The following is a 14,223-nucleotide window of genomic DNA, read 5'->3' on the forward strand; positions in this document are numbered from 1 at the left end:
CAGCCGATAGGACGCACGATCCGTCGTCACCAATGCTCGCAACGCTCCAGCCTTGCTGCGCCTCGCTTCTAGGCTCGCACGCCTGCTCGGCCGACTTATGTCTTCAACGAATTTCAGACTCAGGACACTAGCGGGCTTCACACTCATTCGATCACGTCGCCTACCCATACGCGGTCAAAGCTTGCCGCCGCCTCGTGCTGGATCTTGCGCACCGTTTCCGCATCGGCGGCTTCGTACTCGCAAACCATGCGCTTGCGGTCGGCATGCGCTTGCGGTCGGCGGCGATCAGGCTGCGCTTCCAGGTGACGTTGTAGAGGGCGAGGCAGGGGCGCTCGCGGTCGGCGACGATTTTCATGTCGTCATCCGATTGCGGGGTGGCAAAGCTGCGTTCAACGACGATGCGTGACATGGCGGGCCTCCTGGAGGCGGTGGGAACTTCAATCGGGAAAGCGCATGAAAGGCAGCCTAGTGCCCCGGCGTTGGCGCAAGCGTTGGAATCCCGCGGCATGCAAGCTCGGCCCGGTCCAGCGCCGCGGCCGCCCGCGCGCTGGCGTGCTGGCCCGCCAACAGCCCGCGCAGCTCCGCCAGCAGCTCGGCCGCGCGGGGCGCATCGCCCGCGCCGGCAGCGGCCTGCACCAGGTATGAAGCCGCCACGGTCATTTCGGTCAGGCGGCGAACGGCCCGCGCCGCTTCAAGCGCCTCCCTGGCGCAGGTGCTTGCCGCATGGCTCTGGCGTTGGCCGAGCGCCATCGCCGCGGTGGCGTTGAGCGCGTAGGCGAGGTGCGCCTTGTCGTCCAGGGTGCGCATGGCCGCTTGCGCCGCCACGAGTTCGGCCTGCGCGGCGGGCTGCCCGAGCCGGAGCCTGGCCAGCGCGCCCAGGGCGTTGGCGAACGGCGCGCCGCCGATTTCGGCAACGCCCCCAATGCCCCCGATGCCAACTGCCCCGCCCATACGCCGCGCCGCCTGCTCGATGTCCGCGCAGTGCCCGACGACCTCATCGAACCGCCCAAGCTCGAACGCAATCGTCGCCAGCCATACCAGGCATTCGTACTCGCGCCAGTGATCCTGCCGCTGCCTGGCGAGAGCCACCGCGCGCGCTGCGTGCGCGTGGCCGGCCGCCAGGTCGCCATCGACACGGGCCAGCAAGCCATGGCCCCACATCAGCTCGATCACCTTCAGGTCGAGCGATTCGGCGAGTGCGTCCGCGTCGGCAATCATGGCGCGTGCCCGGGGCAGGTCGGTCTCCACCTCCAGCAGGCAGCGGGCGGTATTGGCCAGTTGCTGGCAGCGCGTTGCCGCATCGGCCTTGCGCGTCATGCGCTCGGCTTCCAGGATGGCGCGGCGCGCGGCCTCGGTATCGTTGGCTTGCTGGTGCAGCCACGACAGCATGTGCAGGCCGGTGGCGGCTTGCTCGTGCAGCGAGAGGTCTTGCGCGGCGCCGATGGCGTGCTCCATCGCATCGATCAGCGCGGGCAATTGCCGCGCGCCGGCGCTGGTTGCCGCGACCGCGCGCAGCTTGAGCAAGCCAATGGCCAGCCGCGCGCGCTCGGCGCCGTGCGGCAACCGCTCCAACTGCGCCAGGCCGCGCTCGGCGACGGTGGCGGCTTCGTCGTTGGCGTACACACGCAAGCAATGCTCACCCGCCCACAGGCAGGCTTGCGTGGTCATCGGTGCGTCGTCGGCGAGGCTAGCGTGGTGCACCAGTTCGCCATAAAGCCTGGGGTCGTCCGCGCATGCCGCCAGCAGTTGCTGCGCGATCAGGCGGTGCAGCATGCGCCGGCGGGGCGCGGAGATGGCGCGATAGGTGGCCTGGCGGACCACGTCATGGCTGAAGTCGAAGTGGCCCTCGCCGGTCGGCTTGAGCAATCCGCGCCGCTCCAGCTGCCCGAGCGTCGTCAGCAACGGCGCGAGCGGCACGCCCGCGACCTCGGCTAGCCACTGTGGCCGCAGCTCGCGGCCCATTGCCGAGGCCCGGATCAGCAGTTCGCGCGATCCCGGTTCCAGCGCGTCCAGGCGCTCCGCGATCAGGGTGTCGAGCGTGCGGTGCGCGCTGGCCTGGCCACTTGCCCGGCGGCGCGCGCTTGCCAGCTCGAGCACGAACAGCGGGTTGCCGCCACTGTCGCGCGCGACGGCCCGGGGATCCATCATGGCAAGCGCCGGGCCGAGCAGGGCCGCGACCTCGGGCACGTCCAGCGGCGCCAGGGGCAGCCGCAGCAGGTGGCCTTCGCGCGCGAGCGAGTGCAGCAGGCCCTTGGCCCATGGGTTGTCGTCGATCTCACCTGCCCGCGCGGCACCGGCGAACAGCATCCGCGAGCCTGGCTCCAGCGTGCGGCACAGGAAGTGGAGCAGCGCGGCGGAGCCTTCATCCAGCCATTGGAGGTCGTCCAGGGCGAGCGCCAGCGGCTGGCTCGCGGCGATGCCGCGCAGCAGCTTGGCGGTGGCGTTGAACAACTGCTCGCGGCTGCCGTCGCGGTGCGCGTCGGCCAGGCCGCCGCCCGCGAGCAGCGGCGCCGCATCCGCCGGTACCGCGTCGGTCGCGATGCCGCGCAGCGTGTCGAGCCAGAGGCCGTAAGGCCGCACCATCTCGGCTTCATAGCAGCGTCCGCGCAATACCCGGAAGCCGGCGGTGCGGGCGCGCTCGGCAAGCTGGTCGAGCAGCCTTGTCTTGCCGATACCGGGCTCGCCGAGCAAAAGCAGCAGCGCGCCGTGTTCGTTGCCACCGCCGGCAACCAACTGGTCGATGGCGGCGCGCTCGGCAAGGCGCCCAACCAATGGCCGGCCCGGCGGGGCGGGCTGGCCGTCGGCGTCAGGCGCTTCCACTGAGGCCGGGGGCGTTTGCGGTTCGATGGCCGCGCCGCACGCCTGGATCTCTCGGCGCGCGCGATGGATCGCCGCATCCAGCGGGCCGCCGGGCGGGGTGGAAAGCTCCCGGCGCAGCATGTCCCGCGCGTAGGCATAGTGCTGCTCGGCGTCCGGGTAGCGCCCGGCCGCCGCCAGCAATGCGACCAGCGCGGCATGGGCGGGCTCGGCGAGCGGGTCGGCGGCCACCATGGCCCGGCCGTACGGCAGCGCCAGCACGGGCGTAGCTTCCAGGCGCGCCACCAGTGTGGCGAGCACCGCACGGCGCAGCGCGTCATAGCGTTCGCGTTCGGCCGTGCACCAGTGATAGAAGCGGTAGCAGCGCGCCAGGTCCAGCCCGGCGAGGAACTCACCCTGGAGCAGGCCCGCGGCTTCTTCCAGCGCGTCGATCGCCGTGGCTTCAAGGCCCGCCGCAAGCAAGGCGTGGATGCGGAAGATGTCTACCCAGGCCCCCTGCATGTCAAAGACAACCCGCTCCCGATCCGCGACCAGCCGCGTCGCGCCGGCGTCATCCACCAGGGGGCGTAGCTTGGTAAGGCTCCAGCGCAACGCGGCGCGCGGGTCGTCGGGGCCATTCCAGAGCAGGTCGCAGAGCGCTTGCCGCGATTGCGCGGCATGGGTGCAAACTAGATAGCCCAGCAGCGCGCGGGTGCGCTTCGAGGCCGGCAGCGGCAGCGGCTCGCCGTTGCGGGTCACGGATAGATCACCCAGCAGGCGGATTCCGAGTTGGGCAGTGGCTGCCACGCTTTCTCCAACCGTGATTCCAACGGTCCCAGCCGATAGTGCAACTGGAAGGGCGACGCGGTGGCGCGGCCCCTCAAAAAAGGTAGCACATGGGTGGACCGGGAGGCCAGCCGCCGCGTGAGAGCGGGGCGGTCAGCGCTCGCGATCCCCGTGGCCAATGTCCAATGTCCAACGTCCAAGGAGCAGCATCATGTTGATAGCCAGATGGCAGATCGATGCCCGTTTCGGGCACAAGCAAGAAGTCATCGAGCGCCTGCAGGCATGGGCGCGCGAGATCGCCCCGCAAGTCGGCCTCGTCACCGGGCGCTTGCTGACCGGCTCGATCGGCGCGCTGGAGGCCTCGGTGGTCCACGAATGGGAGGTGAGCAACCTCGGCGAACTGGATAGCGCCTGGGCCCGGCTTGCATCGATACCTGCCCACGCACAATGGGGCAAGGCGCTGGAACCGTTTGTCGTTTCCGGCACCGCGCGCTGGGAAATCTATCGCGTGGTCTGACATCGCAAGTGATGCGTGCTTCGCACGCTAGTCGCCACGCCGGCCGGCGCGCCTGCGTGATTGTTCCCATTGTCGGCTCACGGGCTTTCCATTAGGCTTTGCAACCACCTTCGAGGCCTCCGGCGCGTTCCCCGCATGTTCCGCGTGCACCGCCGGCTACTGGAGATGTCCTGATGCCCGCAGCGCAGCACCTGCAGCAGACGCCGGCGCGGTTGACCACCGTGACCTTCGATCAATGGCGCGAAGCCATCGACACCAGTTTCCTGCCGCTCGATTATTCGCGCCAGACGCGCGGGGGCTTTCATTGCCATGTCAGCTATGCGCGTTTTGGCGCCAGCGCGGTGGCGGACATGGATGTCGACGCGCACCGTGTTGCGCGCGAGTCCCGGCACGTGGCGGCACCTTTGGCTGGCGCCAGGCGGCGACCAGCCTGGGTGGCCGGGCGCTGCGCGGGGAGGGCGCGGCGCGCATCGCGCTGTCGGCGCTTGGCGCCATGCTGCACGACACCTGCGCGGGGCACCTGCTGGATCATCAAGGCCAGATCGTGCTGCAGGATTCCGTGGTGTCGTTGATGGAGACGGCGCTGCAAGGTGCCGGCACGCCGCCGCCGGCGGCCCTTGGCGATGGCGCGGACGCTGCCGTGGCGCGCCATCTTGGCGAAGCGCGCATGCGCCGGCTGGCCGAGTTCATCGATGCGCATCTGCACGATCCGGAGCTCTCGGCGCAACGCCTCGCGGCGGTGTTGAACGTCTCGCGCCGCACCCTGTACAACCTGTTTCGCGAGTCTGGGCAGACGCCGCATGCCTATATCCTGTCGCGCCGGCTACGCCAGGCGGCGACGCGCCTGTCGGGTAACGGCGACGGCGGGCGCAGCATTACCGAGATTGCCTTTGCGCTGGGGTTTGCCGATGCCGCGCATTTCAGCCGCGTCTTTCATGAGCGGTTTGGGATGAGTCCCACGCAGTGGCGGCAGCAGAATGCCGGCGGTTCGCGTATTGCGCTGCACCACTAGGCTCGGCGGCCTGCATCGGCGGCTCCATCGGCCGCATCGTCGGCGGTAACACCGGTGCGCTTTGCACGCATCGACAAGCATTGTGCACGGCCAGACAAGCCATGATCAGGCCGTGGTGTTAACTTCGATCTCCATCACAAGGCGCCAGCCAAGACCACCCGGAGACGAAGATGAATGCACCCAAGGAAGCCCGCAGCGGCCTGAACCAGGCCATCCGCAATGCCATGCTGATCGACGGCGAGTGGCGGCAGGCCGAGTCCGGCGAGACCTTTGCCGTGTTCGATCCCGCCACCGGCGAGGAGATCGCGCGCGTGCCCGCGGGGGGCGCGGCGGATGTCGATGCGGCGGTGGCCGCAGCCGGGCGCGCCTTTGCCGGCGGTACGTGGCGTGCCATGATGCCGGCCCAGCGCGAGCGCCTGCTGCTCAAGCTGGCCGACCTGGTCGAGCAGCACGGCGACGAACTGGCCCGGCTTGAAACCCTCAACAACGGCAAGCTGCTGGCGTTCTCGCAAGGCCTGGAGGTAGGCGGCAGCGCGCAATGGCTGCGCTACATGGCCGGCTGGGCTACCAAGATCGAAGGCAGCACGCTGGACGTATCGGTACCGTTCCCCCCCGGCACGCGCTATAGCGCCATGACCCGGCGCTCGCCGGTGGGCGTGGTGGGCGCCATCGTGCCGTGGAATTTTCCCTTGCTGATGGCGGTGTGGAAAATCGCCCCGGCCCTGGCCTGCGGCTGCACCGTGGTGCTAAAGCCGGCCGAGGAAACGCCGCTCACCGCACTGCGGCTGGCCGAGCTGGCGCTGGAAGCGGGCTTCCCGCCGGGCGTGCTGAACGTGGTGACCGGCGACGGCGTGCCGGGCGCGGCGCTGGTGGCGCATCCCGGGGTCAACAAGATTACTTTCACCGGTTCCACCGAAGTCGGACGCCTGATCGGCGCGCGCTGCGGCCAGGATATCCGCCGCGTGTCGCTGGAGCTGGGTGGCAAGAGCCCGGTCATCGTGCTGGATGACTGCGATCCCGCGCAGGCGATCCAGGGCGCGGCCGGCGCCATCTTCCTCAACCAGGGCCGACCCCGCCAGCCAGATGGGGCCGCTGGTGTCGTCGCGTCACCGCGACAAGGTCATGGGGTTGATCGGCACCGGGCGCAGCGAAGGCGCGGAAATCGTCGCGGGCGGCGATGCGCTGGACCGTCCCGGCTATTTCGTGCGGCCCACCGTGGTAGCCAACGCCGCCTGCAAGGACCTGACGCTGGTGCGCGAGGAAGTCTTCGGGCCGGTGGTGGTGGCCATGCCATTTGACGATCCCGAGGCCGTGCTGGCCGAGGCCAACCGGTCCGAGTATGGCCTGGGCGCGAGCATCTGGAGCAACGACCTGCGCGCGGTGCAGCGGCTGGTCGATGGCCTGGATGCCGGCACGGTCTGGGTCAATACACACAACATCGTGGACCCCAACATGCCTTTCGGTGGATACAAGGCCTCCGGGGTCGGGCGCGAGCATGGCCGCAGCGCCATCGAGGCCTATACCGAGATCAAGTCGGTCTGCATGGCTTATTGAGCGGCATTGCCGCGCGGGGTGGGGGAAATCGCTCCGCGGGTAATCCCGGGTGGGTAAAACCTACCCCTGCGGCCATTCTTAGGTCTGCCGCAATCCGGTGGCGCGACGGGCGATGTCCGTTGCGCCATTGGCCAGCCACTGGCACAGAACCAGCCTGGCTTCCCCCGAAGAAGAAGCAAAAAGAAGAGGAGACACAATGAGCCAAGATCCCAAGCGGGTTTTCTCCCGCTGGCCGCGCGTTGCGCAACGCACCGGCAACCAAGCGGGCCTGTCACGCAAGATGGCAGTGCTGGCGGCCGGCCTGGCGGCATGTTCGCTGGCGCTCGCGCAGACCAAGCCGCCGGCCAAGGTGGCCAGCGCCGATCCTATCCGTACCGTCACGCGAAGCGTCGACGGCGCCTTCATCGAAGCCAACGCCGCCAAGACACCCGACTGGCCCAGCTACGGCCTGGACTATGCGGAGACCCGCTTCAGCCGGCTCTCGCAGATCAATGCCGACAACGTGAAGGATCTTGGCCTGGCCTGGTCGTACGACCTCGAATCCACGCGGGGCGTGGAGGCCACGCCGCTGGTGGTCAACGGCATCATGTACGTCAGCGCGTCGTGGAGCGTGGTGCATGCCATCGACACCCGCAGCGGCAAGCGCATCTGGACCTTCGACCCGAAGGTCGACAAGTCGATCGGCTACAAGGGCTGCTGCGACGTCGTCAATCGCGGCGTGGCGCTGTACCAGGGCAAGGTCTTTGTCGCCTCCTATGACGGCCGCCTGATCGCGCTCGATGCCGGCACCGGCCGCAAGCTGTGGGAGAAGGACACCATCATCGACCGCACCCACTCGTACACCATCACTGGCGCGCCGCGGGTGTTCAAGGGCAAGGTCATCATCGGCAACGGCGGCGCGGAGTACGGTGTGCGCGGCTATGTCACCGCCTACGATGCCGGCACCGGCGAGCAGAAATGGCGCTGGTTCACCGTGCCCGGCGACCCCAGCAAGCCGTTCGAGGATGAGTCGATGGCCAAGGCGGCCAAGACCTGGGATCCGGCCGGCAAGTACTGGGAAGCCGGCGGCGGCGGCACCGCGTGGGACACGCTGGCCTTCGACCCCGAGCTCAACCTGATGTACGTGGGCACCGGCAACGGCTCGCCCTGGTCGCGCAGCAAGCGCAGCCCGGCCGGCGGCGACAACCTTTACCTGGCCTCCATCGTCGCGCTGGATCCGGATACCGGCAAATACGTCTGGCACTACCAGGAGACGCCCGGCGACAACTGGGACTACACTTCCACCCAGCCCATGATCCTGGCCGACCTGAACATCGGCGGCAAGGCGCGCAAGGTCATCCTGCACGCGCCCAAGAACGGCTTCTTCTTCGTCATCGACCGCACCAACGGCCAGTTCATCTCGGCCAAGAATTTCGTCGACGTGAACTGGGCCAGCGGCTACGACCAGAACGGGCGCCCGATCGAGCTGCCGGCGGCACGCGCCACCGACAAGCCCTATGACGCCATCCCCGGGCCCTACGGCGCGCACAACTGGCATCCGATGTCGTTCAATCCGCAGACCGGCCTGGTCTACCTGCCCGCGCAGCACGTGCCGCTCAACCTGATGGACGACAAGAACTGGACGTTCAACGGCAAGCAGGCCGGCCAGCCGCACGGCAACGTGGGATGGAACACGGCGAAGTTCCTCAATGTCGAGCCGCCCACCAGCCAGCCCTTCGGCCGCCTGATTGCTTGGGACCCGGTGCAGCAAAAGGCCGTCTGGACACAGGAGCAGGTCTCGCCGTGGAATGGCGGCACGCTCACCACCGCCGGCAACCTCGTGTTCCAGGGCACGGCCGATGGCCGCTTTATCGCCTACAATGCCGCCACTGGCGCAAAGCTGTGGGAGTCCCCCACCGGCACCGGCGTGATCGCGGCGCCCGTGAGCTATCTGGTGGACGGCAAGCAGTACGTGTCCGTCGCTGTCGGCTGGGGTGGCGTCTACGGGCAGGCCCAGCGTGCCACCGAGCGGCAGGGACCGGGCACGGTCTACACCTTCGCGGTTGGCGGCAAGGCGCCGATGCCCGCGTTCGTGCAGTACCGCGCGGGTGAATTGCTGTCGGGCGTGAAGTACGACCCGGCCAACGTCGCGGCCGGCACGGCGCTCTACGTCAGCAACTGCGTGCTCTGCCATGGCGTGCCCGGCGTGGATCGCGGCGGCAATATTCCCAACCTTGGTTATATGAACTCCGCCTACATTCAGAATCTCGACAAGTTCATCTTCAAGGGACCGGCCATGGCGCGCGGCATGCCAGACTTTACCGGCAAACTGAGCGCGGACGATGTCGAAAAGATCAAGGCGTTTATCCAGGGCACCGCGGACGCGATCCGGCCCAAGGGGCAAGTCGTCGCGAAGTAGTAGCGACGTCGTCGCCAAATGGTGGCCGGGCGGAACGGCGCACAGCGGTAAAGGAAGCGATCAACCAACGCAGGGCGGGGAAATGGCGGGCATCAAGGACGGTTTGCGAAGCAGGAAACGGGTTTCCGAAGAGGCTTCGCACCGTCTGTGCTGCCTGGCGGCGGCGATGCTTGCCGCCGCGCCCGGTGCGGCTCTTGCCGAGGAAACGCTCCCCGACGTGGTGGTGAGCGTCAGCCGCGCCGAGCAGAAGCGCTTTGACGCGCCGGCCGCGATCGACAGCGTTGCCGTCGACTCGCTGAGCACGCCTAGCCCTTTGATCAACCTGTCTGAGTTGTTGCCGCTCGTGCCCGGCGTGGCCGCGCGCGAGCGGCAGAATTACGCGCAAGACCTGCAGCTTGCGGTGCGCGGCTTCGGCAGCCGCTCCACCTTCGGGGTGCGCGGCGTGCGGCTGTTCGTGGACGGCATTCCTGCCACCATGCCGGACGGGCAGGGCCAGGCCTCCACCGCCGATCTCACCAGCGCCAGCCGCATCGAGGTGTTGCGCGGCCCCTTTGCCCAGCTCTACGGCAATGCCTCGGGCGGTGTCGTGCAGATTTTCACGCCCGATCCGCCCAAGGCGCCGATGGCGCGTGCCACCTCCGGATTCGGCTCCGACGGGCAATGGATGGCCGGCGTGACGGTGGGCGGCGGCAACGACAAGATCGGCGGCGTGCTGGATGCCTGGACGTTCGAGACCGACGGCTACCGCGATCACAGCGCGGCCCGGCGCCGCCAGCTCAACGCCAAGGTGGTGGCGGAGCCGGTCACCGGCACCCGCGTCACGCTGCTGTTCAACGCGTTCGACCAGCCCCAGGCGCAGGACCCGCTCGGCCTCACACGTGCCCAGGCCGAGGCCAACCCGCGCCAGGCCGTGGCGCTGGCCACGCAGTTCAATACCCGCAAGTCCGTCCGGCAGAACCAGGGCGGCGTGCTGGTCGAGCAGCGCCTGGGCGAGCAGGACAACCTTGAATTCCGCCTCTATGGCGGCACCCGAGAGCTCACCCAGTACCTGGGCTTCAGCGGCATCGCGCCCGCGTCGGCGGGCGGCATCGTGGATATCGACAGATCCTACGGCGGCGGTGCGATGTCCTGGCACCACGACACCACGGTAGCCGGACTGCCCTTGCTATGGAGCGCTGGCGTGGACGCCGACGGCATGCGCGACGCGCGCACTGGCTTCGTGAACCAGAACGGCACGCAGGGCGCGCTGCGCCGCGACGAAACCGACAAGGCCGGCAGCCTGGGCGCCTTCGCCCAGTTCGACTGGACCTGGAATCCGCACTGGCGGCTGGTCGGCGGCGTGCGCGCCAGCCAGGTCAAGCTGCGCATCGACGATCACTACATCACCGCCGCCAGCCCCGACGACAGCGGCACGGCCACCTACAACAACGTCAGCCCGGTGCTCGGCGTGGTCTGGCAGGCGGTGGACTCGCTCAATGTCTACGCCAACCTTGGCCGCGGCTTCGAAACCCCGACGCTGACCGAAGTCGCCTACGGCCCCGGCGGCACCGGCACCAACCTCGGGCTGCAGCCATCCACCAGCCGCCAGGGCGAGATCGGCGTCAAATGGCAAGGCAAAGGGCAACGGCTGGAAGCTGCGCTGTTCGACGCCGGCAGCCACAACGAGATCGTGCCGCTGTCCAACGACAACGGCCGCTCCGTCTACCAGAACGTCAGCGGCGTGCAACGCCGGGGGCTGGAGCTCGGCTGGCGTGGCAGCTACGGCCCCGCCGAGCGCTACGGCACCGGCCTGGCCTACACCTGGCTCGACGCCTACTTTGGCGACGCCTTTCGCAATGCGCAGGGCGCAACGGTGGCAGCCGGCAACCGCCTGCCCGGCACCTCCCGCCACAGCCTGTTCGCCGAGGCCACGTACAAGCCGGTAGCCGACCTCACGCTGGGCGTGGAAATGCGCGTGGAAGGCCGTGTCTTCGCCGACGACCTCAACACGCAATACGCGCCGGGCTACGCCACCTTCAACCTGCGCGCTGGCTATCACTTCCGTATGGGGCGCATGCGGTGGTATGCCTATGGCCGGATCGACAATATTGCCGACCGGCATTACATCGGGTCGGTGATCGTGAACGAGAGCAACGGGCGGTATTTTGAGCCGGCGCCGGGGCGGCGGTTCTTTGTGGGGTTGAGGGCGGAGATTTGAGTGGTGGCTGGGCTGTTGCTTGGCAAATTACGCGGTTGCCGTACGCGGAAGCCATCGCGCTTCATGTGCCGCCTGTCAGGCATCCGCCAGCCGGCTGCGGCATTGCGGCAGCCGGCGCGGCACCATCAGTCTGCGCCGTACCTGGCAGAGCGCGGACCGTACAGGATGCCGCCCGGGCTGCCGGCCGACAGCAGCTTCTGGCTCGTTGCTCCCGCTACCGAATAGCTCGCATCCGACACGCTGTTGATCACCTGCGCGACCGCCGCGGCCACGAGCATCCCAACGAGGCCTCCGCCGGCGTTGCCCGATTGGCTGTTGGATGCCGACGCGGCGCCAGTCCAGAGTGTGCCCCCTGTGCGCAAATCCACGAGCTTCGCCTTCGCGCTGACGACCGTGGCGCTGTTGACCACCTGGTACTTCGTCCCATAGTCCGTCACCGTGATGTAGAGGGCGGCATCCGCGCCGAAGATGTCTCTGAGCTTCGGCGGCGGGACAGCATGGATATCACCCGGCGTCGTCAGGCCGTTCTGGCGGAACGTCTCATCCACCAGGGCCACCGGCAGCACGTAGTACCCGGCCTCGGCAAGCGGGTAGCTGACCTGCGACAGCATGCTGTAGGTTGCCGTGACGTCAGGCGACTCGTTCAGCGGGGGCAGGACCAGGATCGAGCGTGGCTTGCTTTCCTTGAAGGCGGCGTAATCGGCATTCTTGGGTGGCGCCGCGCACCCGGCGGCCAGCGCCGCGACGGCCAGGAGCGCGAGCGCGCGTTTGATCAGATCCTTCATTTCTTGCTCTCCCCTTGCTTGATGTTCTTCATCAGGAAATCCACATAGGCGGACGATTCTGGAAACAGGGTCTTTTCCGTCTGGAACTCGCGGGCCATCTGATCATCCTTGCCGGCTTCGGCGTACAGCATGCCAAGATGGGCGTGGTAGCCCGGCGGCGGCGTATTGCCCGCCGCCATGATCTTCTGCAGATCGCGTTCAAGCGCTTCAATCTGGGCCTGCTTCGATTCGCCCTTGAAGTATTGGTAGACCTGCGGCTGGTAGCTTTCCCACTGATACAGGGGCTTGGTTGGCGCGGCGCAGCCCGCCAGCAATGTACTTGCCGTGATCGCGAGTGTCGCCAGGCGGTACGGCTGGAATGATGTCTTCACAGTTTCTCCTCTTCCTCCAGATGTTGGCGCTCAGGGATTGCCCGGCTTCAAGGCGCCGGCCTCGACCCCGTTGACCAGGTTCGTCACGGCCTCGCGCATGGCGAGATCCAGCACCTTGCCGTTGAGGGTCGAGTCATAGCTGGAACTGCCGCCAAAACCCATGACCTCCCGGCTGGACAGCGCGTACTCGCCCGCGCCCTGGCTGGTGAACACCACTTCCGATGTCACGATATTGACCACGTTCAGGGCGACCTTCGCATAGGCCACCTGCGACTTGCCGCGACCGAGAATGCCGAAGAACTGCTGGTCACCCACTTCCTTGCGCCCGAACTCGGTCACATCGCCGGTAATCACGTAGTCGGCCCCCTTGAGGCGTTGCGCCTGGCTCTTGATGCCCGCCTCGCGTTTGATCTCGTCCAGGTTGTCGCGGTCGAGAACATGGAAGCGGTTGGTCTGTTGCAGGTGGGTGATCAGGACGGTCTTGGCCTGGCCGCCCAGCCGGTCGATGCCGTCGGAAAACACGCCGCGCATATAGCTCGAACGGTTATCGAACTTTCCGACCGCGATCGGCGTGCGCACCCCTACGTAGGGGCGGCTGGCACTCTCGACCTTCTGCACGGGCAACGCAGTTGATGATTCGGTCGCGCAGCCGCCAAGCAGGGCGAGCAGCCCAGCCGCGGCAAATAGCGATCCTCTTGTCAGCCTGTTCATTCGGGTTTCTCCTCTTCGTCACTCAAACATGCAAACGATTCACGCCATCGGGCGAGCATCGCCTGCGTTCTCTGCGGCAAGGGTGAGTTGTTCATCGAAGCCGCGCACTGAGTAGCGGTTGCCGATGACGAAGTAGTCGGACGGCAAGATGCGGGTGCGGGGGTACGCAAGCGCCTTGACGCCCGAGTGAGGCTGGACTACGCCCAGGCCACTGCCATCAAAGGCCCTCGGATGGGAGCGCCGCATGACTGTTGTTTTTACACGGGACCGGCGAAGGCGTGGTTCAGATGAATCTGAATGCAAGGTGAGAAATTTCCGCTTATGGGCGTGGATTGCCGTGGGTCGCGGCTGGGGAGGCCCGCCGTTGCAGCCACCTGCGGCGCCTCGCCGTACCCCGGCGCCTGGATTACACTGTCCGGACATCCGCTCGGCGCCGCTTCGTCCACACCTCTCATGCAAGACACCACTCCGCTTGCCACCGACGACCGCACCCGCAGGATCATGCTGTGGGTGGTCGCGATCGGTTTCTTCATGCAGACGCTGGACTCCACCATCGTCAACACGGCATTGCCGTCGATGGCCAAGAGCCTGGGGGAGAGCCCACTGCGGATGCAGTCGGTCATCATTGCCTACTCGCTGACCATGGCGGTGATCATCCCGGCTTCGGGCTGGCTGGCGGACCGTTTTGGCACGCGCACCATCTTCCAGACGGCCATCGTGCTGTTTGTCGCCGGCTCGCTGGCTTGCGCCTATTCCAATAGCCTGACCTTGCTGGTGGTCTCACGCGTGGTGCAGGGCGTGGGTGGCGCGATGCTGCTGCCAGTGGGGCGGCTGGCGGTGCTGCGGACATTCCCGCGGGACCAGTACCTGCAGGCACTCAGCTTTGTGGCGATTCCGGGCATGGTGGGGCCGCTGATCGGGCCGACGCTGGGCGGCTGGCTGACCCAGACCTTTTCCTGGCACTGGATCTTCCTGATCAACGTGCCGGTGGGGCTGCTGGGCGGGCTGGCTACCATGCGCTACATGCCCAACGCGCGCCTGCACGGGGTGGCGCCGTTCGATCTGAGCGGCTACCTGCTGCTGGCGATCTCGATGC

At 67.5% G+C, this 14,223-nt stretch carries 11 protein-coding genes and 2 pseudogenes; 7 read left to right on the forward strand and 6 right to left on the reverse strand.

The features are described 5' to 3' along the window. Nucleotides 1-160: 160 nt before the first annotated feature. Both OR16_RS37745 and OR16_RS37750 read right to left on the reverse strand, forming a co-directional pair. Entirely contained in the window at nt 161-409 is a 249-nt protein-coding gene (locus OR16_RS37745; RefSeq protein ID WP_237717382.1) for a hypothetical protein, read from the reverse strand. A 56-nt stretch (nt 410-465) separates the two neighbouring features. Next, the gene (locus OR16_RS37750; RefSeq protein ID WP_050983241.1) at nt 466-3,603 is read right to left on the reverse strand and encodes an ATP-binding protein; all 3,138 of its coding nucleotides are present in this window, start codon (nt 3,601-3,603) and stop codon (nt 466-468) included. Nucleotides 3,604-3,793: 190 nt separating this feature from the next. Here OR16_RS37750 and OR16_RS37755 point away from each other — a divergent pair, with 190 nt between their 5' ends. The 6 genes and pseudogenes from OR16_RS37755 (at nt 3,794) to OR16_RS37775 (ending at nt 11,260) form a co-directional block, all read left to right on the forward strand. Continuing rightward, nucleotides 3,794-4,099, forward strand: a complete 306-nt coding sequence (locus tag OR16_RS37755; RefSeq protein WP_006164491.1) for a hypothetical protein — start codon at nt 3,794-3,796, stop codon at nt 4,097-4,099. A 173-nt stretch (nt 4,100-4,272) separates the two neighbouring features. Continuing rightward, nucleotides 4,273-4,671 (forward strand): hypothetical protein, encoded by a 399-nt coding sequence (locus OR16_RS44310; RefSeq protein ID WP_158001414.1) that lies wholly within the window; start codon nt 4,273-4,275, stop codon nt 4,669-4,671. Beyond that, a complete protein-coding gene (locus OR16_RS40335; RefSeq protein WP_006164493.1) occupies nt 4,593-5,111 on the forward strand; it encodes a helix-turn-helix domain-containing protein in 519 nt (172 codons plus the stop codon). Before OR16_RS44310 ends, OR16_RS40335 begins: the two co-directional genes overlap by 79 nt. 170 nt (nt 5,112-5,281) lie before the next feature. Next, nucleotides 5,282-6,665: pseudogene (locus tag OR16_RS37765) on the forward strand (aldehyde dehydrogenase family protein). A gap of 280 nt (nt 6,666-6,945) precedes the next feature. Further along, a complete protein-coding gene (locus OR16_RS37770) occupies nt 6,946-9,063 on the forward strand; it encodes a PQQ-dependent dehydrogenase, methanol/ethanol family (RefSeq protein ID WP_081489014.1) in 2,118 nt (705 codons plus the stop codon). Between the two features lie 166 nt (nt 9,064-9,229). Beyond that, nucleotides 9,230-11,260, forward strand: coding sequence for a TonB-dependent receptor family protein (locus OR16_RS37775; protein ID WP_006164496.1), 2,031 nt, complete (start codon nt 9,230-9,232; stop codon nt 11,258-11,260). 125 nt (nt 11,261-11,385) lie between these two features. Here OR16_RS37775 and OR16_RS37780 read toward each other — a convergent pair whose 3' ends face one another. From OR16_RS37780 to OR16_RS43890, 4 genes and pseudogenes are all read right to left on the reverse strand, one after another. Next, the gene (locus tag OR16_RS37780) at nt 11,386-12,036 is read right to left on the reverse strand and encodes a DUF799 domain-containing protein (protein WP_423739715.1); all 651 of its coding nucleotides are present in this window, start codon (nt 12,034-12,036) and stop codon (nt 11,386-11,388) included. Between the two features lie 5 nt (nt 12,037-12,041). Further along, nucleotides 12,042-12,416 (reverse strand): DUF4810 domain-containing protein, encoded by a 375-nt coding sequence (locus OR16_RS37785; protein ID WP_006164501.1) that lies wholly within the window; start codon nt 12,414-12,416, stop codon nt 12,042-12,044. 30 nt (nt 12,417-12,446) lie between these two features. Next, entirely contained in the window at nt 12,447-13,127 is a 681-nt protein-coding gene (locus OR16_RS37790; RefSeq protein ID WP_006164503.1) for a CsgG/HfaB family protein, read from the reverse strand. A gap of 66 nt (nt 13,128-13,193) precedes the next feature. After that, a pseudogene (locus tag OR16_RS43890) lies at nt 13,194-13,292 on the reverse strand (ShlB/FhaC/HecB family hemolysin secretion/activation protein); the annotation flags it as partial. A gap of 288 nt (nt 13,293-13,580) precedes the next feature. On the opposite strand from OR16_RS43890, the gene OR16_RS37795 reads away from it, so the two are divergent. Further along, nucleotides 13,581-14,223 (forward strand): MFS transporter (locus tag OR16_RS37795; RefSeq protein ID WP_006164507.1); only part of this gene is annotated, 643 nt, incomplete at its 3' end.

It is taken from the genome of Cupriavidus basilensis OR16 (genome assembly GCF_000243095.1).
In the GTDB taxonomy this organism is placed as follows: domain Bacteria; phylum Pseudomonadota; class Gammaproteobacteria; order Burkholderiales; family Burkholderiaceae; genus Cupriavidus; species Cupriavidus basilensis_D.